The following is a 23566-nucleotide window of genomic DNA, read 5'->3' as shown; positions in this document are numbered from 1 at the left end:
AAAATGACGCGTTGAAATATCCCCCGGAAACCAGTGTTTCCGGGGGTGTTATCATCAGGTTAATATGCAATCAGGGAAGACGGTTGATGTTGATGGCAGGATCTTGCACCACCGTCCTTAAAATGGCCTCATAGCGCTGTAACAGCTGCCGGATGGCCGCTTCGGTAAATGCAGCCGTGCGGTACAGTATCTCTATTGTTAACCCTTCCGGACTTTCGGTGACGGTTACACTCAGATGATACTGGCTCACGAGGTGCGGCAACGCTTCCGGCGAAGCAATAGCCTTGCCGAGATTAAAGGCCGGTTCCGGTGGTGTGTTTTGCAACACGAACATGATATTAAAGAAAGGATGGTGGCCTGTCTGCCATGATCCGTTAACAGCAGCTACCACATTGGCAAACGGCAGGTCCTGGTGCTCATAGGCATCCAGTGTTGTCCGTTTCACCTGTTGCAGTAAGGCGCTGAAAGAAGGATCCCCGGAGAGGTCACTGCGCAGTGCCAGGAAATTCACAAACAGTCCGATCACGTTCTCGGTTTCATGTTGTGTTCTTCCTGCGATGGTAGTACCGATGCAGCTGTCCTCCACTCCGTTTTGTGCATACATCAATGCATGGAAAGCAGCCAGTGTAGCCATAAACAGGGTAACGCCCTGTTGTTGTGCCAGCGTATTCAGCCGGGTACTCAATGTTGCATCTATGGTATGCGTCAGCACGGCGCCATCATCCGATACGGTAGCTGTTGGCTCGGGCAGGCCCTGCAACTGCTGTTGCCAGTATTGCACGCTCTTATCCGCAGCACCGGCTGCCAGCCAGTTACGTTGCCACAGTGCATAGTCCGCGTAGCGGATAGCCGGCTGCTCCAGCGCCCATGATACGCCGCTGGCAAATGCCTCATACAGGGCTATCAGCTCATGTAACAGCAGCGATACCGACCAGCCATCGGATGCAATATGGTGGGTCGTCAGCAACAACAGGTGATCCTGCTCTGTGGCCGACAGGCTGATTAAATGCGCCCTCAGCATATAGTCTGCGGAGAGATCAAATGGCGTATAGAACAACTCTTTCAGAAAATGCTGCACGGCAGTCTCCTCTCCTTTCTGCAAGGTTTTCTTCTTCACCACGTTCAGTTTCCAGCGTTCCGGCTCCAATACCACCTGGTAAAGTTGTTCTCCCGTTTTCCGGAATACCGTCCGCAACGTTTCATGTCTGCCGACGATCGTTTTAAGCGCCTTTTCCAGGGCTTTGGTATCAATAGCACCTTTCAACCTCCAGGCATTCGGCATATGATAGTGAATGCTGCCATGCAGCTGATCGATGCGCCATAGATACTCCTGCGCTGCGGATACGGGCACCTGTGCGGGCAGTTCTGCCACTCTTTCAATAGTTGGCAGCGCTATTGTCTTTTCATCACGATGTTGCAGGTAAGTCGCCAGGGAGGCTATGTCCGGCATCCGGAAGAATTCCTTCACAGTCACCACTTCGTCAAGGCGGTTGCGGATAGCAGATAGCACCCGGATCACCAATAACGAGTGACCGCCCAGTTCAAAGAAATTATCGTATATGCCTATCCGTGGTAGCTGTAATAATACAGACCAGATCTCCTGTAATACAGTCTCTGTTTCATTGCGGGGCGCTACATAACTGGCTCCTGACAACGCGGTCATATCCGGATTGGGCAAGGCACGCCGGTCCGTTTTTCCGTTGGCCGTCAGCGGCATGGCCGAAAGCGCTACCCACACGGAGGGGATCATATAGTCCGGCAGTTTTGTTTTGAGGTATTGAATCAGCTGCGCCTTATCCTGGTTTTCAGCGGGCACAAACCAGGCCACCAGTTTACGTTCGCCGGTATAGGGCTGGTGAGCAGCCACATCAGGCTTCACCTGCACTACCGCCTGTTTCACCAGTCCGCTTTGTTGCAATACCACTTCTATTTCACCAGGTTCTATACGATATCCGCGGATCTTCACCTGATCATCTTTACGGCCCAGATACTGCAGGTTACCATCGGGCAACCAGCTGCCCAGATCACCGGTTTTATACATCCTGCCGTTCGTGGCAGCAAAAGGATCTGTCACAAATTTTTCTGCCGTCAACGCAGGCTGATGCAGGTACCCGCGAGCCAGACCGGCACCGGCAATACAAATTTCTCCTATAGCTCCTATGGGCGCCAGTTCCCCGTTACTACCGGTGAGGTATATACGGGTATTATGTACCGGTTTGCCGATCAGCACTTCCTTGTTATCCGCGAAAGTATAACTGGTGCTGTAGGTGGTAGATTCAGAAGGACCATAGAGATTCCGTACTTCCATTCCTTCCAGGAACGGGCTTCTGATCACTTCAGCGGGTATTGGCTCTCCCGCCATATTCAGTACGCTGATAGCCGACAGGTCCATCTTCGCCGTCAACAGGCTCTGAACCACACTGGGCACCGTATTGAGCAACACCGCGGTATCTTTTTCAAGCCAGGCCGGCACTTCCAGGCCGTTTTCCAGTATGCGCAATGGTATCCCGGTACTTAGCGGCAGGAAGAGTTCAAACACGGACAAATCAAAACAAACGGACGTTGTCGCATACACGATTTCAAACGGACTGGCAGCAAATTCCTGTATACTCCAGCGGATGAAACCATACAGGTTATGATGTTCGATGACCACGCCTTTAGGCCTTCCCGTAGACCCGGAGGTATAAATCACATAGGCGGCGGTATCCGCCGCAGGCAATGTTTCCAGTGCCGTTACCGGTCCGCCGGTATAACCCTGGAATACTGTTTCCAGTACCACTATATTAGCGGCGCCTCCCAGCAACGATACGTTGCTTTGGCTGGCAACAGCTACCGTGGCAGCGGTATCCTGCAAAATGTATCCGATACGTTCTGCCGGGTATGCCGGGTCCACCGGCACATAAGCCCCGCCGGCCTTCAGAATGGCCAGTATGGCTACTACCATGTTCGGCGAGCGGTCCACACAAACGGGTACCAGCGTTTCTGCCTGCACGCCCACCGTGATGAGGTGACGCGCCAGGTAGGTAGCGCGCCGGTCCAGCTCCTCGTAGGAAAGCCTTTCGGTTCCCCGCACGACGGCCGTTGCATCCGGCGTGAGCGCCGCCTGTGCAGCCAGTAACTCCAGGATGGTTTTATCAGCAGGGTAAGGCATAGCGGTGTTGTTGAACACCTCCAGCAACGTATTTTTCTCTGCGGCGTTCAGCATGTCCAACTGGCTGACCGGTGCAGCCGGCGACGCCACAACAGCCTGTAACAGCTGTTTAAAATGGGTAATCAGTCTATCAATGGTAGCAGCGGTAAACAAGTCGGTAGCATATTCCAGGAAACCAGTCAGTACACCGTCTGCTTCTTCCATGGACAAACTCAGATCAAACTGACCCGCTGTCTGCACAGCCGATTCGGCGGCTATTTCCAGTCCTTCCAAACGTATATCCGTTACCGATGGCATGTTCTGCAGCATAAACATCGCCTGGAATAATGGAGCATGGCTGAGATTACGTTCTTTCACCACTGCTTCCACTATCTTTTCCAGCGGCACTTCCTGATGATCGTAGGCACTGAGCGCAGTTTGTTTTACCTGCTGCAACAACGCTATGAAGGACGGATTATCCGACAGATCGCTGCGTAACGCCAGCGTGTTAATGAAAAAGCCAATCAGCCCTTCTGTCTCTTTCCGTGTTCTGCCAGCGGTAGGCGTACCGATACAGATATCGGTCTGCCCGCTGTAGCGGTGCAACAATACTTTGAACGCAGCCAGTAAAGTCATGAACAAGGTGGTTTGCTGCCGGCGGGACAACAGCTGCAGTTGTGTCGTCAGCGCAGCATCTATCTTAAAGCTGGCAGCCCTGCTACGATTGCTTTGCACGGCCGGCCTTGGATAATCCAGCGGCAATTGCAGTGTATCCGTTCCCGATAGTTTTTGTTTCCAGTAGCCCAGCTGTTCTTCCAGTACCGCTTCCGGTAATGATGCACGTTGCCAGATGGCATAATCGGCATATTGAATAGCCAACTCCGGCAATTGCGGGGCCTGATCGGTGACAAACGCCTGGTAGTATTCCTCCAGTTCTCCGGCGAGTACAGACATAGACCATCCATCGCTGGCGATATGGTGAAGCGTCAGCACCAGTACCTGCTCATCAGTGGTGGTATTCACCAGCACAGCTCTCAGCATATGGTCGCGCGAGAGGTCAAAGGGCTGGTTCACCAGGGCCGTGATATCCTCAGTGGTCAACGGCTGTTGCACAGTGATCGTTTCCAGGCTCCATTGGCCTTTGTCCAACACCTGCTGGTAGGGAGTGCCGTCTATGGTGATGATCACGGTACGCAGTACTTCGTGTCGGTTCACAATTTCCTGCAAGGTGCGGGACAGGGCATCTATATTCACCCCGCCTTTTAAATGCAGCACTACCGGCATATGGTACGATATGCTGCCTTCCAGCTGGTCGATAAACCACAGGCGTTCCTGGGCGTACGACAGCGGTATGTTCACCGGCCGTTCTGCTGCTGTCACCGGTATCAGCCCGGTCCCCGGCTGCAGATTTACTGCCAATGCGGCAATGGTATGATGCCGGAACAGTGTTTTCACCGGTACGTCGGCAGAAAGCAGGGTGCGTATTGCAGCCTGCAGACGCATGGCGAGCAGGGAGTGACCACCCAGTTCAAAGAAATTATCGTATATCCCTATCTGTTGTATGCCGAGTAATTCGCGCCAGATAGTAGCCAGCTGCTCTTCCGTTTGGTTACGGGGAGCTACATATCCCTGAGCAGGCAATACTCCGGTATCCGGGTGTGGCAAGGCGCGTTTATCGATCTTGCCATTAGTGGTCAGCGGCAGTTTATCCAGGGGGACCAACACCGCCGGAATCAGGTACTGTGGCAGTCTTTCACGGAGATAAGCCACCAGGCCTTCGTTATCAAATACATCCACCGGAACGATGTAACCGGCTAACCGCGTATCACCATTGGCATCGGTATCTGCGATAACGGTGGCATCCTTCACCAGCCCGGAATCCAGCAACATCCTTTCTGTTTCGCCCGGTTCCACCCGGTACCCCCTTATCTTCACCTGGTCGTCTGTTCGGCCCAGGAATACGAGGGTACCATCCGGCAACCAGCGCACCCTGTCACCGGTTTTATAAATCCGGTCACCGTTTTGACTGAAAGGGTTGGATATAAATTTCTCTGCTGTTAATGCCGGCTGGTTATAATAACCACGGGTTACACCGGCGCCGGCCAGCCATAATTCGCCGCCCACGCCAATAGGCGCCAGCTGTCCAAATACATCTACCACGTACGCCTGTACGTTATCCAGTGGTTTACCCACCGGCAATATCCCGGCGTGACAAGGAGCATCTTCTGCGTATGGATACAATGTAGCGGATACCGTCGTCTCAGTAGGTCCGTATACGTTATAGAAGCTGGTCAGACTGCTCCAGCGTGCCGCCAGTTCCTGCGGACAAGCCTCGCCGCCGCAGAGGATACGTTTCAGCCCTCCATACCGCGCGGGAGTGATATTTGCCAGGAATCCGGGCGTACATTCCAGGTGGGTGATGCGTTGCTCTTCCAGGAAACGTTCAAACAAACGCGGATCTGCCAGTATCGCGGCTGATGGTATCACCAGGGCGGCGCCATTCAGCAATGCGCTGAAAATCTGTTCTACAGAGGCATCGAAAGTGTAGTTGGAGAACAACAATACCCGTTCATCCGGCTCAATGCCTAAACGCCGGCTGTTGCCGATGATCAGGTTCACTACCGACCGGTGTTCTGCCAGTACGCCTTTAGGCTGACCGGTAGACCCGGAAGTATAAATCACATAAGCCGGATCTGACGGCTGCAGGGTAACGGCGGCCAGGGCTGGTATATCTTCATCCGGACTATTCGTATCTATCACCTCAATTTCCACCGGCAGGTTAGCTACCCCATTGGTCACCAGCAGTGACGCGCCGGTATCCTTCACTATATAAGCCACCCTTTCCTGCGGGTACTCCGGATCTATCGGCACATACACTGCTCCAACCTTCAGCACACCCAATATCGCGGTAATCATATCTGCAGAACGGGAAATATACAACGGCACTAACGTTCCCGGCTGTACGCCTTTGTTTTGTAAGTGTGCTGCTATCCTATCCGAATGCTGATCCAGCTCTTTGTAAGTCCGGTTTTCCGTACCGGCTACTACCGCAGCAGCATCCGGTGTGAGCGAAACCTGCGCCCGGAAAAGGTCTACCAGCGTGGCATCAACCGGCCAGCGGGTGGCAGTCTGATTAAACCCGGTCAGCAACTGTTCTTCTTCCACAGCATGCAACAGCGGCAGCCGGTGTATCTGCGTTTCAGGCGCTGTTACAATCGCACGCAGCAACTGCCGGAAATGTTGTACCATTCGTTTAATGGTATCTGCATGGAAGAGGTCCGTGCAATATTCCAGTTGACCGGTCAATCCATTGGCACCTTCTTCTATCACCAGGGTAAGGTCAAATTGCGTCGTTTTTTTCTCTGCATCTTCCTGCGTCAACCGTACATTGCCCAGTTTGATTTCCGGTGCAGCGGGCATGTTCTGTAATACAAACAACACCTGGAACAGCGGACTATGGCTGATATCCCGTTCTTTCACCACGGTTTCCACGATTTTTTCCAGCGGCACTTCCTGGTTGTCGTAAGCACTGAGCGTAGTCGCCTTCACCTGTTGTAACAGGGAGATAAACGATGGCTGATTGCTCAAATCACTGCGCAACGCCAGTGTATTGATAAAGAACCCTATCAGTTTTTCCGTTTCCTGCAATGTTCTGCCAGCCACCGGTGTACCTACACAGATATCTTCCTGACCGCTGTAACGGTACAACAGCACCTTAAATGCCGACAACAGCGTCATAAAGAGCGTAACACCTTGTCTGCGGGACAATGCCTGCAGCTGTTCCGACAGTTCCCTATCGATCCGGAAAGCAATGGAGGCGCCGCGTATGCTCTGTACGGCAGGTCGCGGATAATCGGTGGTTAAGGCCAGGACCCCGGCGCCGGACAGTTTTTCTTTCCAGTAAGCCAGCTTATTTTCCAGCACAGCTGCAGAGAGGTAATCCCGTTGCCAGATGGCATAGTCTGCATACTGTATTTCCAGTTCCGGCAGTTGCGCTGCACGACCGGTAGCAATAGCCTCGTACAGCTCCACCAGTTCTTTCACCAGTATGGTGATAGACCAGCCATCAGCTGCAATATGGTGTAATACCACCACCAGCAGGTATTCCTCCGCTGACAGGGTAACCAGGTGGGCGCGCAGGGTATGATCAGTGGAAAGATTAAATGGTTGCGCCACCAAATTACCAGCAAGGGCATGCAATTGCGCCGGTGTATAAGCGCTGCCATCGGTAACGGCCAAACGCCATTGATGCTCCGGAAGTATTTGCTGGAAGGGCGTCCCATCCTCCCATCGGATCACGGTACGCAACACTTCATGCCGGTTCACGATAGTAGCCAGCGCCTCGTGCAGGGCTGCTATATCCAATGAACCGCGCAACCTCAATGTAGCGGGCATGTGATACTGTACACTTCCTTCGAGACGGTCAACAAACCACAAACGTTCCTGGCTATACGAAAGCGGAATACGTGCGGGTCGTGGCAGGGCTTTAATCTCCGGCACCGCTTCTTCATTTTTATGCTGTCGTTGCAGATATGCTGCCAGTTGTACAATGGTGGGATACAGGAAGAAATCTTTCACGGTTACTTCCACCGCTATTTTTTTGCGGATGGCAGAAACAGCTCTGGTAGCCATCAGGGAGTGACCACCCAATTCAAAGAAATTATCATGCGTTCCTACCTGGTCTTGTCCCAGCAACTCCTGCCAGATATCCGTGAGGAGTTGTTCCAGCAGGGTAACCGGTGGTTTATAGTTAATGAGACTTCTGCGCTGCATGTCTTCCCGCAACATCAGGAATTTACGGTCTACCTTACCGTTGCCGGTCAGGGGTAAACGTAACAACGCCACAAAATCAGCCGGCACCATGTAATCCGGCAGGCGTGCCTTCAACTGCTTACGGATATCCTGTTGCAACAATCCGCAGATATCGTTGAACAACGGGATATTCGCTACCGTAGCAGCTCCCGGAGTATGACCATAGGCCTGTTTCACAAATCCCTCAGCCGCATTTCTTTCCAGCAGCAGGTTCATCTTCAGGGGATCATCATTCAACAAAAACCGGTAATGATATCCCTGTTCCCTGGCCACGCGCAACAACTCCTCAGCGATATTGCTGCCGCTATCGGGCGTTGCGATATAGTTTGTCAGATCTCCCACTGTGAGCAGGGTGTTGTCTTTTATTCCTTTTTCCAATAATGTTTCTCTCCACAAACGTGGGTTAGGCACATCACGCAGCGCGATGGAAGCAACACCATTAGCCAGTTGTGTGAGGATACCTTTTTTGTCCACTATTTCATTCCACGGTATCCAGGCTGGCTCCAGCAGCGGTTTTTCGACACCTACATAAATTACCACCGTATAGCGGTACAGTGTCAGTTCATTCACATAATCGCCTTTTTTCAGCTGGATATCTACATGCGTCACCTCCGGATGAAGCGCTTTCAACTGGTAGAAATAATCAGGAGAGAAGCATAATTCTTCTTCTTTCAGCAGTTCCTGGTCTACGCCCCACATCAGTTCCCGTATATCGGTGCGGTCGTGGAACTTATCCAGCAACAACCGCGTTTTCAACAGCTTTAGCAACCGGTTGTCCCGCACATCGCCCAGCACGATACGGCCACCATCTTTTAACAAGGGGATACAATCCCGGATGATATCGGAGAGGTATTTTTTACCGGGGAAATACTGGACAACAGAGTTCAGTATAACCATATCGACTATATGATCCGCCACTTTTTCTATTTCGTGGGCAGCACCTACTTTCAGCACGGTTTCAGGGTATTCCCGCTCGCCTTTGCCGATGCGGCGGCGTATAGCGTCAACGGATACACTGGAAAAGTCCATACCCACGTATTTGTTGATATGGCCAGCCAGCTGATAATAGAGCAAACCTGCACCACATCCCAGTTCCAGCACCCGGCTTGGGTGTTCGGCCAGGATACTCTCTACCGTATCATCCAGCCATTTACGCATATCCGTTTCCGGTATAGGCTTTCCGGTAAAGGTGTCATTCCAGCCGGTGAGGTTGAATTCTGCTTCACTGTCTCCCGCCTCCTCTGTTCTGGCATACTCTGTTTCCCATAGCTCATGCCAGTTTTCCTGTTGTTGTTGGTATAACATTTCTTCCTGTTGCAGCACCAATTGATGATCGGGCACATAATAGCTGGTCAGCCGTTTGTGTTGACCGGCGCTGTTGGTATCGGTCTTAGCCAGTACCACGGACTGTTTCAGCAGTTCTATCTGTTGTAAGGCGTTTTCAATTTCCCCCAGTTCAATCCGGTGTCCGCGTACTTTTACCTGGTGATCGAGCCGGCCGAGGTTTTCGAGATTGCCATCGGGCAACCATCTGCCGAGATCGCCGGTGCGATACATGCGTACGCCCTCCCTGAAAGGATCGGTAACGAAGCTGGCAGCGGTAAGCGCACCTTGCTTCAGGTAGCCACGGCCCACACCAATACCGGAAACACAGATTTCACCCGCCACGCCTACAGGGCATAACTGCATGGACTGGTCCAGGATATAAATCTTCAGGTTCTGCAACGGTTTGCCCAGTGGGATATTGGTGCGCTCAGGCGCTTCATACATAAAGTAATGGGTGATATCATCCGACGCCTCCGTAGGTCCGTAAGCGTTAACTACCGGAACATGTCCATAGTCAGGATGATTAAACCATTGTTGCAATACGGGTTGACTGATCGCTTCTCCCGTTACCAGCAACCATTTCAGGTGATGTAGTTTCACCCGTATATCTTCCGCCAGTACGGTCGACAGATAAGAAGGCACCAATTCCAGGATCGTTACTTTATCTTTCTCCACTGTGCGGATCAGGGATACCGGATCAAGGATCAGCTGTTCCCGGTAAACGACGGTGCGACCACCATGTAACAGGGCGGCCAGCATCTGCCAGACAGATATATCAAACGTAAAAGAGGCAGTAAAGGCCAATACCGTATCCTGGTCAACTTTCAGATCAGTGGTTTTGGCATAGAGGTGGTTTAACATGCCTGCATGTTCTATCATGGCGCCTTTAGGTCTGCCGGTAGATCCGGAGGTGTAAATCACATAGGCCAGATCTCCCGGCGCCGGGCCGGTTACCGGTGCTGTCACTAATTCAGCGGCTGTCATATCCGGTGTCACCAGGGCTACCTCCAGGGATGCGAATTTTTCTTTTGTAGCGTCACTGGCGATCACTAACTGTGCACCGCAATCGCGCACGATATACTGTACCCGGTCTGCCGGATATTCAGGATCTACGGGCACATAGGCGCCGCCAGCCTTCAGTATACCTAATATGCTGATGATCATCTCCACGGAGCGTTCTATACACAACGGCACGAGCACATCTGTCGTAACGCCTCTTTTCTGCAGGAAATGCGCCAGCTGATTGGAGCGTTCGTCCAGTTCACGGTAGGTAACCGTTGTATCTTCCAGCGTAATAGCGATGGTTTCCGGTGTACGCACCGCCTGTTCTGCAAACAATTCCGTAAACGTACGGCCATCACCGGGATAAGCCACATCGGTATTATTGAAGGTATGCAGCAACTGTGTGGTTTCCTCCGCATGCAACATCGGCAGGGTGCCTATCCTGGTGGAAGGGTCTTTAATGATAGCCAGCAACAATTGTTTGAAGTGGCCGGTCATGCGCTGGATAGTGGCTTCGCTATAGAGATCCGCGCTGTATTCCACATAACCTTCCAGGATGTCTCCCGATTCTGTCAGGCAGCAACTCAGATCAAACAACGTAGTGGTATGTTCCAGCGGTTCGTTGGTCAGCTGTACCTCGCCCAGCCTGATATCGGGTACCGGCGGGGTATTGAAGAGTTCAAACATCACCTGGAACAGGGATGCCCTGCTCATGTCGCGTTGTTTTTCTACCACCTCAATCACTTTTTCAAAGGGTACTTCCTGGTGATCGTAGGCATCCAGCGTTGTTTGTTTCACCTGTTGCAGCAACGCGGTAAAGGAAGGATTGTTTGCCAGGTTGCTGCGCAAAGCCAGCGTGTTCACAAAGAATCCGATCAGTGGTTCCGTTTCCGGATAGGTTCTGCCGGCGATGGAGGTACCGGTGCAGATATCATCCTGGCCGCTGTAACGATACAGTAATACCTTGAATGCCGCCAGCAGCGTCATAAACAAGGTAGTACCCTGCTGTTTGGATAATTGCCGTAATTGCGCGGTGGTTTCCGCGTCGATGTTAAAGACGCTGATAGCGCCACGGGTACTTTGGATAAGCGGACGGGCATAGTCCGTCGGCAAATTTAACGGCTCTACACCTTCCAGCCGGTTACGCCAGTAGCCCAGTTGTTCGGACAGGAGTTCTCCCGTGAGGTGCTGGCGTTGCCAGATGGCATAATCCGCATACTGGATGCTGAGTTTATTCACCTTACCGGTACGCTCTTCCAGATAAGCGTTATACAGCTCTACCAGCTCTTTCACGATGATGTTCACCGTCCACGCATCGGAAACGATATGATGTAAAGTAACGACCAATATATGTTCCGTTGGCTCCAGCTGAATAAGGCTGGCGCGCAGCATATGATCTTTGGCGAGATCAAAGCGGGTATGTATCAGTTCGTGTATACGTTGTTTCAACGCCGCGGTATCCGTCATATAAGCGGCGCCGTCGATTTTCTGCAGCCGCCACTGGTCTTTCGGCATCACGCGCTGATAAGGATGTCCGTCTTCCTGTAAAATAACGGTACGCAGCACTTCATGGCGGTTCACGATGATCATGAGCGCGGTAGCCAGCGCACCGGTATCCAGTTGGCCGATAAGTCTCAATGCTGCCGGTACATGGTATTGTACGCTGCCTTCCAGCTGATCAATGAACCACAAACGTTCCTGGCTATACGAAAGCGGGATACGTTCGGGCCGGATACCCGCTACGATCGCAGGGCGCTCCTGCCCTTTGCCGGATTGTTCCAGGAAACCGGATAACAGGCTCACGGTAGGGTAAGCAAAAAAATCGTTCACCGTTAATTCTGCGCCCAGCGTTTTACGGATAGCACCTACCAAACGTATCGCCAGCAGAGAGTGACCTCCCATCTCAAAGAAATCATCATTCACCCCGATATTGTCCATCTCCATCAGGTCTTTCCAGATATCGATGAGTTGTTGTTGTAACGCAGTTACCGGCGCGGCATCATCACCGCTACCTTTATACGGCGTATCTTCCTTGCGGGTGAGGTATTTCCGGTCTACTTTACCATTGATCGTCAGTGGCAGGTTAGGCAAGGCCACCAGGTCGGCAGGAATCATGTAGTCCGGCAAGTGTTGCGACAACTGTGCACGCATGTCTTTTTGCAACAGGGCACAGATGTCTGCATACAACGGCGTATTCGTGTAGGACTCACTGCCGGAATACAGCCGGTCCCAGGCTGGCTGGGCCACAAATCCATGCTGCGGTGTTTTTTCCAGCAACAGGTCTATCGTGAAAACATCTTCGTTCAACAGCCATCTGCTATGATACCCCTGACTATCGGCTATCGCCAGCAGCTCTTCCACTACGGGTATCTGTTCATCTTTCTGATCGATAAATTTTAACAGATCACCGGTAGTAAACACCTGGCGATGGCTCATTCCCTGGTTCAGCCGTATTTCCTTCCACAAACGCGGATTGGGAACAGCCCGCAGCGCGAGCACCGGTTCATTTTTTTCCAGTTGACGAATCAGCTGTTGTTTATCAGCGATATCGTTCCAGTCGCGCCATACCGGCCGTTGCCACACTTTTTCAATGCCTACGTAGAGCGTTACGGTATAACGATATAACGATAGCTCATTGACATGCGCCGCGTTTTTCCATTGTATTTCTACATGGATAATTTCCGGGTACAGGTTTTTCAGCCGGTGGAAGTAAGCCGGAGAGAAACACAATTCTTCTTCTCTCAACAGCTCCTGTTCTATATTCCAGGCGAAATCGCGAACAGGTGTTTTTTCCTGGTATTTATCCAGCAGCAAACGGCTTTTAAACGAGGGTTGCAAACGGTCGTCTCTTACGTCGCCAAGAACGATGCGTCCTTTTCCATTGAGCAGCGAAATACCCGTGTGCAGCACTTCCCGGAGATATTCTCCACCAGGGAAGTATTGTGCAACGGAGTTGATAACGATCAGATCTACAGACTCCTCTCCCATTACCGTCGCTATCTCATGGGCAGCGCCTACCTTCAGCACTGTTTCAGGATAGGGACGTTGTTCTTTGGCAATCCTGGCAGTGATTTTATTGATCGCCGCCTGTGAGAAGTCCATGCCCGTGTATTTCTTCACATGTGCCGCCAGCGAATAATAAATCAGGCCTGTACCACTACCCACTTCCAGCACTTTTTCAGCCGGATAGGACAACAATACAGATATGATATCATCCAGCCATTCCCGCATATGTTCCGCCGGGATGGCTTTACCGGTGAAGCTGTCATTCCAGCCGGCCAGGTCAAATTCTGCTTCCGTATCCGGCGGCACCACCGCATTGCTATAGGCCGTTTCATAAAGCACCTTCCAGTCGGCTACCTGCTGGCGGTATAACACCTGTTCCTTCTCCCGGATACTTTGCACCGCAGGCACATAGTAGCCTACCAGTTTATTGGCTTCAAACTGATCTTTTTTCACTACTACACAACTTTCCGCCACATCGGGCAACTGGTTCAGCGCCTGTTCCACCTCTCCCGGTTCTATGCGGTAGCCGCGTACTTTTACCTGGTCATCTTTACGACCAATGTAAAGCAGGTTACCATCGGGCAGCCATTTGGCCAGATCGCCTGTTTTGTACAAGCGGGCACCAGGCACAATACCGAAAGGATCTGCAATAAATTTTTCCGCCGTGAGTGCCGGTTGATGCAGATAACCTCTCGCTACACCGGCGCCACCGATGTATATTTCACCTGGTACACCTACCGGGCATAATTGCTGGTATTCATTCAGAATATACAACTGTGTCTGATCGATGGGCTTACCGATAGGTATACCATGACTCAGCGCCGTTACATCGCCACCGGTACGGAATGAAAAGACACTGCAACCTACAGTAGCCTCCGTAGGCCCGTACTCGTTAATGATCTCTACATCGATATCTTTATCGATCAGGAACTGTACCTGGCTCAGGTGCAATGCCTCTCCTCCCAGTACCAGCTTCTTTGCGAACCAGGCGCCATGATGGCCGTCGGCCACCGCTTCCAGCAGGGGCATGTGCGCAGGTGTCAGTTTAATAAAATCATATGGCGCATGCGCACCGAAAGCTGCATCACTGAAAACCTCCGTTGCTTTTTTGGTACCGGCTACAATGGATTTACCCTGCAACAACGGCATCAACAAGGCGGTCACCGCCGCATCAAACGTATAGGACAGGTGTACATAACTACCGGACACATCTTCCTGGCTGCTGAGATAGGCTGTTTGACTATTGACCAGATAATTCAGCAATTGCCGGTGTTCTACCATCACGCCCTTGGGTTTGCCGGTAGAACCGGAAGTATAGATGATATACGCCAGCGAAGCAGGGTTTACTTCCGGCAAAGCTGTCGTATTAATATCTTCGGCTACCCCGGTACCATCTTCCTTCAGTGTAATCAGCTGTACACCGCTGCCGGTTTCAATACCGGCTACGCTGCTGATTACTACGGTAGCGGCGGTGTCTTCCAGGATAAAGGTTTTCCTTTCTTCCGGAAAATCGGGATCAATGGGCACATAAGCGCCACCGGCCTTCAGCACGGCCAGTATAGCGGTGATCATGGCAATGGACCTGTCAGCGTGTATGGGTACCAGTGATTCCGCTTTTACTCCTGCTTTCCGGAGATATAGTGCCAGCTGCCCTGCTCTTTGATGCAGCTCGCGGTAGCTGAGCTGTTGACCGTTCCAGACTACGGCTGTCGCATCGGGCGTGTTCGCTACCTGCGCATCGAAACGGGAAACAAACGTTTCATTTTTTCCCAACAATACGGGACCTTCCGTATGGTTAAATTGTTTCAGCAGCTGCTGTTCTTCGGCCTGGTGCAGCAAACGCAGTGTTCCTACCCGCTGGGATGGCTGTTGTACAATCGCCTCCAGCAGCACCTGGTAATGACTCACCATGCGCCGGATAGTTGCTTCACTGAACAGGTCGGCGCTATATTCCGTTTCCACCAGGATACCATCCGGTTTTTCCTCTACCGACCAGGAGATATCAAACAGGCTGGTAATACGGGCTACCGGCTCTCTTTCCGCTATAATATCGCCAAAGCGCAGCTCCGGGGCCTCCGGTACGTTCTGCATGGAGAACATGATACGGAAGAGCGGGTTTTGATTCGCATCCCTTTGTCCGGAGATCGCATTCACTACTTTTTCAAAAGAGATATCCTGGTTTTCGTATACTTCCAGTGTCGTATTTTTTACCTGTTGCAGGAAAGTCAGGAACGAAGGGTTACCTTTCAGGTTGCTGCGCAGCGCATAGGTGTTGACAAAGAAGCCAATCAGCGATTCTATTTCGGGTTGTCTGCCTGCTATTACCCCGCCTACGCATATATCTTCCTGACCGCTGTAGCGGTACATCAGCACTTTGAAGGCACTGAGCAATATCATGTATAAGGTAGCGCCCTGTTGTTTTCCCAGTTGCTGTAACTGCAGGGTTAACGCTTTGGGAATGGTAGCGGACACAAAGCCGCCGCGTTTAGTCCTTACCGTGGGTTGTGTATAGTCTGCCGGCAGTTGCAGCAGTTCAATGCCTTCCAGCTTTTTCCGCCAGTATTGCAACTGTTTTTCCATGATGGGACTATCTGCGTGTAGCCGTTGCCATATGGCATAGTCCACATACTGCACCGGTAGCTCCGGCAACTGTTGCGGGCGGCCTGTGGCGTGCGCTTCGTAGCCTGCCAGCAGTTCTTCCATTACGATATGTACCGACCAACCATCAAAAGCGATATGATGCATCACCAGCACCAGTATATGCTCGTCGGGCGCAATGCGGATCACCGCAGCCCTCAGCATATGGTCTTTTGCCAGATCAAAAGGACGGTGCACAATGGCTTCTATGCGGGCATCCAGGGTGGTTTCCATAGTAGTGCCGTCTACAACTTCCAGTTGCCATTGGTCTTTTTCCAGTACCCGTTGCCAGGTATTACCGTCTTCTCCCTCGATTACCGAACGGAGTATTTCATGTCGGTTCACGATACTACGGAAAGCGTAGCTCAGGGAATCCTTATTCAGTGTACCTTTCAGGCGGTAAGCGGCACGCTCATTGTATTGTACGCTGCCTTCCAGCTGATCGATGAACCACAAACGTTCCTGGCTAAACGATAAAGGGATACGCTCCGGTCTTTCCTGGCGCGTTATTGCCTGCAACGTTTCTTCTTCCCATGCCGCTACAGTTGTTTCGCGGGCAACCGGCACAGCTGGTTGCGGCAGGAAACCGGCTCCCTGCAAATCGTGGATACTGTCTTTGATAGCTTTGCTGATCCGGCGTACATCTTCGTCTGTATGCGCATCAGAGAGGAAACAGGTCCTTCCTTCCCATACATAAATACCCTTATCCAGCAGATGATAGAAAAAGAGATCCATATTGGACGTGATGGCGAAATAAAACAGAGAACCGAAGTGATGTACTTCCATCGGTACATTATTCTCCCGGAAGAAAACAGACAACTCCTGCACCAACTTCGCCGTACGGGCATTCAGTTGCTCCTGTAGTACAGGGCCTCTCCGGTGCAGCTCTTTCAACAGCGCCAGGGTGGCCGACATACTCAGCGGATGCTTACAAAAAGTACCGGCAAAGAAAGTAGTATCTGTAGCGGGATAGGAATCATCCCCATACTGCCATACACCGCCGTCCAGCGCGTCCATATACTTGCGGCTGCCAGCGATAATGCCTATGGGCAACCCTCCGCCTGCGATCTTGCCATAGGTAGCCAGATCGGCCCTTACGCCAAAATGTGCCTGAGCGCCACCCGGATGAATACGGAAACCGGTGATCATCTCATCGAAGATCAGCGCGATATCTTCCGCTGTCGTCATCGCACGCAGGGCGTGTAACAAGGCCTTGGGCTGATAGCCTGGTTTACGGCTCTGCACCGGCTCCACCAGCACGGCAGCGAGTTCGTGTTTATGTGTGCGGATCTGTTCCACCACATCGGGATGATGATAGTCGAATACCAATACATCGGCCACCATGTTATGTACGATGCCTAACGCCATAGGCACGCCGGCATGAGAGCGTTCCAGGTCTTCCGGCGCCGCCAGGGTACCATCGAAGTGACCGTGATAAGAGCCGGCAAAGACAGCCACCTTTTTCCTGCCGGTCACGGTACGGGCCAACCGGATGGCGGTCATGACCGCTTCGGTACCCGAGTTATGAAAACTGGCGCGGTCTGCCCCGGTGAGCGAGGTAACCAGTTCAGCCACCTGTCCGGCAAGCGGTGTTTGCGGTCCCAGTTGAAAACCCTGTTGCAATTGCTGCTGAAGGGCGTTCACTATCACCGGAGGACAATGCCCCAGCAGGTCCACGCCAAACCCCATGGCCAGGTCGATGTAGGTGTTACCGTCAATATCGGTGATTGTTGCACCGGCAGAAGAAGCCGCCTGTATCGGATATACCAGTTCTTTGGTAGAAAAACGGAATCCTGCAGAGGCGCGGTTGTCTGCCAACACCGGGCGGTACTGCTGCGTGAGTGCTTTGGATTGTTGTGTTTTAAGATTATAGCGGCGGATAAATGCATCCAGGTACTCCTGTTGGGCAGTGCTGTAGCCCGTTTGCGCCGGACGGGTTTCTATTTTCGGGAAAATGGACCGGTGCTGTACCGGCGCTTTCGTCACTTCCGCGATGGCGGGGGTACCGTTACCGTTAGTCTGCACAGGCTCGGGTACCGCCGGTACATGGCTGACAGGGGCCGCAACCGGCTGCCGTTGCAATGGGCCGGTACCAAGATATTGCGACAATAACCCCAGCTGTTGTTCCAGCACATCAAACAATCGCTGTGATACAGCGGTTTCCGGCGGTGCCGGCGGATGCACCACGCCATTGGTTTTCACCGGTGCTACATTTACTACCGGCTGCGGGGCGGGCGCCGCTATTACCTCCGGCACCGCCGCAGGAGCAGCCACCGGCTCGGGTACAGCCGCTGCCGGTACCCGGGCCACGATGTACTCCGTCATCAGGTGAAGGGAGGTCAACGTTTCAAACAGCTGCCGGATACTAAAGTTGACGTTGTACTTTTTCTCTATTCTTCGGACAGCACTCGCCAGTACCAGCGAGTCTGCGCCCATTTCGAGAAAACGGGCATGTATATTAATATTGGCAGCCGGAATTTTAAGCAGCCTGCTGAATATATCCGTAACGTCCCGCAGTATGGCGGCACGTTGATATGATACCTGGTTCGTTTCAGTCATAACCTTACTTTTAAGTTCGTATTGCGAATGGGTAGTATCAGTAGTTTCTTTTTCACAGGCCCAGTAACGTTGCCGGTTAAACGCATATAGCGGTAACGGTATACGCCGGTAGCCAGGATGATCAAAGAGCTGTTGCAATTGAACGGGGAATCCTTTTACATACAGCGACAGCAGGGCCTGCAGCATCATGTTCCAGGAAGAATGTCCCAGCTTCATACAGGGCAATAGGTGGTCTTCCGCATAGGTGGCGCTGAGTTGCACCATAGACAAAAGGTTGGGCTGCGGTCCCAACTCCATCAGCGTTTCCCCGCCCAGTTGGGTGATGGTCTGCATACTCTTCGCAAACTGCACCGGCGAAACAATATGATCGCACCAGTACCGGTAATCCGTTACTTCCTGCGTCACCACGGTTCCGGTGATGTTGGAAATCAGTTGCAGCTGCGGTGTGCGGAAAGTGATCTGTTTCGCTACTTCCCGGAATTCCGGCAGCATAGATTCCATCAGGGGCGAATGAGAGGCCTGTGCAATCAGCAGTTCACGGCCATTGACACCAGCTGTTTCCAATGTTTTCAGCACATCGGATACCACCTGTTTTTTCCCGGAGATCACCGTCAGCGCGGGACCGTTGATAGCTGCGATAGCGATGTCACGGCCGTAGGGACTGATCACAGCCGCTACCTCCGCTTCGGTGGCAAAGACAGTAGCCATGGCGCCGGGTTCTTTCACCGCCTGCATCAGGCGCGCTCTTGCCGTGACCAGCTGCAGCCCTTCGTCCAGGGTAAATACGCCGGCCACATAAGCAGCGGCATATTCTCCCAAACTGTGCCCGGCCACAATAGCCGGTGTGATGCCCCATGATTTCCATACTTCCGCTAATGCGCAGGAGATAACAAAGACGGCGGGCTGGAAATAGGTCATTTCCCGCAGCAGTTCATTGGAGGCGTTCTTCTCCATCCGGTACAATAAGGTGGTCAGCGAAATACCCCATTGCGTTTCCAGCCAGGCATCACAATGATCTATCACCTTCCGGAACACCGCGTTGTGCTGGTAGAGTTCAACACCCATATTCCAATACTGCGAACCGCCACCGGTGAAAAGCCATACCAGCTGGCCGTCCCGTGGTTGTACCATAGCCGACAACACCTCTTCTGCATATGGATTTTCGGCATAAGCGCGCAGCTGCCGCGTGATATCCGCTACTGAAGCTGCCTGAAAAGCGATGCGGTATGGATGGGCATCTCTTGTATGGAAAGTACTGTAGGCGATATCGGCTACGGCATCATGGGAATGCTCCAGGGTGGCGAGGTAACGGGCGGCCAGTACCTGCAAGGCAGCCGGCGATTTTGCAGAAAGTGTCAACGGATAAGATGGCCATTGCGGCGGCATTGTAACTATCGTGTCAGTAGCGGGCGCCTCTTCCAGGATAACATGCACGTTTGTGCCGCTCAGTCCAAAGGAACTGATGGCTGCACGTCTTAAATCGCCGGTAGCGGGCCAGGAACGCAGGCGGTCCACTACCTGCAGGCGCATATCATTCCAGGGAATAAAACTGCTGGGGGTATTAAAATGCAGCGTAGCAGGTAACTGCTGATGTTGCAACGACAATACGGTTTTGATTAGCCCGGCGATGCCTGCCGCTGCTTCCAGGTGGCCGATATTGGATTTCACCGCGCCCAATAACAGCGGATGATCCGCCGGACGGCCCTGTCCATATGCTGCGTGCAGCGCCTGGGCCTCCACCGGATCGCCCAGTTTGGTACCGGTGCCATGTGTTTCTACGTACTGTACGGCTGCTGGTTCCAGTCCTGCCTGCCGCAAGGCTTTCCGGATCACCTGTTGCTGCGCGACGCCGTTGGGTGCAGTCAGCCCGTTACTTTGTCCGTCGTGGTTTACAGCCGAACCGCTGATCACGGCAAGGATGGTATCTCCATCGGCCTGCGCATCGCTGAGGCGTTTTAAGACGACCATCCCTGCGCCCTCTCCTCTTACATAACCATCAGCCTGTTCATCAAATGCATGGCACTGCCCTGTGGATGACAGCGCATTCATGCGGCACAGTTGTATGGTCGTTTCCGGCGTAAGCATAAGATTGACGCCGCCAGCCAGCGCCAATGAACACTCTCCTGTCAACAGATGCCGGCAGGCTTCATGTACGCTCAGCAAAGAAGAAGAACAAGCAGTGTCCAGCTGCAACACCGGACCGTGAAAGTCAAACAGGTAAGCAATCCTGCCAGCGGCGACACTTCTTTGCAACCCGAGGCTGCTGAAGGCATCTTCAAACAAAGCCGGGGAGGTATGCTCCCGGACAATCTGCTGATAGTCGTCGGTACCGGAACCTACAAATACGCCGGTGTCGCTGCCTCTCAACGCCGATGGAGCGATACCCGCATGCTCCATCGCTTCCCAGCATACTTCCAGCAACAGACGTTGTTGCGGGTCCATCCCCGCTGCCTCCCTGGGTGAAATGCCAAAGAAGAGGGGATCAAACTGGGCCACCTGCTCAATGAAGCCGCCATGGCGGGTATACATCTTACCCGGCTCATCTTCCGCCGCGCTATAATATTGCTCCACGTCCCAGCGGTCCTGCGGTACAACGGTAACGCCACTACGCTGTTGCCGTAGCAGGTCCCAGAAAGCCGCCGGACTGTCCACTCCGCCCGGGAAACGGCATCCCATACCGATGATAGCAATCCGTTCATCTGTGCGATGGCGATGTAATGCGTCTGTTTGGGCAGTGGTAGTATGACCGGAAAGATGCGTAGCCAATGCAGTTACCGTAGTATAATTATACACCAGCGTTTTATCTACCGGCGCCTGCAGCCATTCTTCCAGGTCAGCGGCCAGCATCACGGCATGCATGGAGGTCATACCGTATTCTGCAAAGGGCTGGTCCGTCGATAAGACTGCTACGGGGAGTTTAAACCGGTCCTGCAGCCATTTCCATAACCAATCCCGTACAGCCGTAAAGGATAGTTGATGGCTGGGAGTGCCTGCTGCCGGTGCAGCATCCCGGATCTCACGAATGACGCCTTCATAGGCGCCCTGCCGGTATTCTTCCGCAAAAGTGTATCTTTTTACTTTTCCGCTGGTTGTTTTAGGAACCTTCCTTACCGGCAACACATGTTTCACTTCCAACCCCAGTCGGGAAGCAACACATCTTTTAATGGCTGCCGCCACAGGCAAAAATTTCTCTATGGAAGATTTATGCAGCACAAAAACGATGATCGCTTCTGTACCCATTGTTTCATCTGCAACGCCACAGGCCACTACCTTTCCGGCTTCTATGCCATTCCATCGTTCGATGGTATGTTCAATATCGTGTGGATATACATTCATACCGTTGACGAAAATGATATCTTTCGAACGTCCTGCTATAAAGAGGTGTCCGTCAAGCTCAAAACCGGTATCGCCGGTATTCAGCCATCCGTCGTGGATAACGGCCGCGGTAGATACCTCATTATTGTAATACCGTGCCGTCACGGCGTCGCCGCTGATGTTAATCCGGCCCAAATGGCCTTCCGGCAAAGGCTGACCGGCATCATCGGTAATACGCACAGCCACACCGCCAATTACTTTTCCCAGGTTGACCACTTCTATACTGTCAATGGCCTCCTCATGCTGCGGTGCGACGGTTACCGCCTGCCCGGTGACCAATGAATCCCTGCGCACGAATACACTGCTGAATAACACGTCAGGATCAGTAATACTTACCTGCAACGTTGCTTCTGCCAGCCCGTAGCCGGGCGACATAGCTGCGGCGCGTAATCCATAATTACCCATCACTGTTAAAAACTGATGACATAAAGATGCAGATATCGGCTCTGCGCCATTCATGACGAACCGCAGCGCGGAAAGGTCCAGTTCCGCACCTTTCTCCGGCGTAAACTGGTTCAGGTAATATTTATACCCGAAGTTGGGAGAACCCGTTACCGTAACGCCGTGCTCCGAAATCTTCTGCATCCACAGCAAAGGATTTCTGATAAACAGATCGGTGGGCATCAGGTAGTGGTTAAGTCCGGCAGCAGTCGGATACAGGTGAAATCCGATAAGTCCCATGTCATGTGTGAGCGGCATCCAGTTCAGATGGCTGTCCTCCTGCGTAAGCCGGTGGCTGGCAATCGCCGCGTACATATTGGAGAGAAGATTGCGGTGTGTAAGTACCACCCCTTTGGGATTACCGGTAGATCCGGATGAAAACTGTAAAAAGGCGATCGTTTCCGGGGTAACGGGAACGACTATACCCTTTTTACCCGTGTCTTCTTTTTCATCTGTAAAAACAACGCTGTCAAAGCCCTGGCTGTCGCCGGCTGATGACAACAGTTTCTCATAATGGGCGCGTTTAACGGCTAATACCGGCTTATCCAGGAAACGCTTTATTTTATACAGCTTCTGTGCATTTTCACCTTCATAGGTGACAGCCACCGGTACTGGTATAATACCACCCAGCAAACATGCCCAAAATACCTGTAAAAAAGTAGCCTGGTCTTCTATCTGCAACACCAGTTCCATTCCTGGTGTCAGCCCTTTATCCTGCAGATGCGCGAGCCATGACAGGGCATCCGCATATAGCTGCCGGTAAGATAGAAAGGTTTCCTTGTTGCTGCCCGTAATAAAAGTGACGCCTTTGTTGTGTTCATCTTTAAGTCCGGTCAATAATTGTTGTAACGTCTCCGGACGCGATGTGTGATCCATAAACAATGCAATTTTTTAAATGGCTCCGCCATGATCCATGGCGAAAGCCATGGACAAAAAAGAAATTACATAACATCTTAGCCCGGGGTTTTACCCCCAGGAACGCTGATAACAAGGCATAGCTGTCGCTATACTAAGTACAGTCGCTTAATTCAGATTTTTTTTACAGCGGAAATAATGATGGTGAAACAATCAATGGCTCGGGCCTAGCCATTGTAATAGAAAGTTTAGAATAAAAAACCTGCAAGTGAAACAGGCCTCACAGCGGTGTCAATAAAGGTGTGTGTCTTTAATGTTTTCAGAGTGACATAAATGGTTTTCTTTTAAGACAGATGAATGCAGATAGTTTTCCGTTCCTTATTTTATTTAGCCAGATAAGCAGCTGGCCGTTGTGGTTAAAAT

The 23566-nt window shown here is 52.2% G+C and carries 1 protein-coding gene; it reads right to left on the bottom strand.

Features of this window, described 5'->3' with window-relative positions; translation table 11 throughout:
- Positions 1–70: 70 nt before the first annotated feature.
- The gene (locus ICL07_RS20410; protein WP_188089897.1) at positions 71–23164 is read right to left on the bottom strand and encodes a non-ribosomal peptide synthetase/type I polyketide synthase; all 23094 of its coding nucleotides are present in this window, start codon (positions 23162–23164) and stop codon (positions 71–73) included.
- Positions 23165–23566 lie beyond the last annotated feature (402 nt).

The organism is Chitinophaga qingshengii (genome assembly GCF_014529935.1).
GTDB lineage: Bacteria > Bacteroidota > Bacteroidia > Chitinophagales > Chitinophagaceae > Chitinophaga > Chitinophaga qingshengii.
Note: the sequence above shows the minus strand (reverse complement) of the source record. Positions and strands in the feature narration are given on the sequence as shown.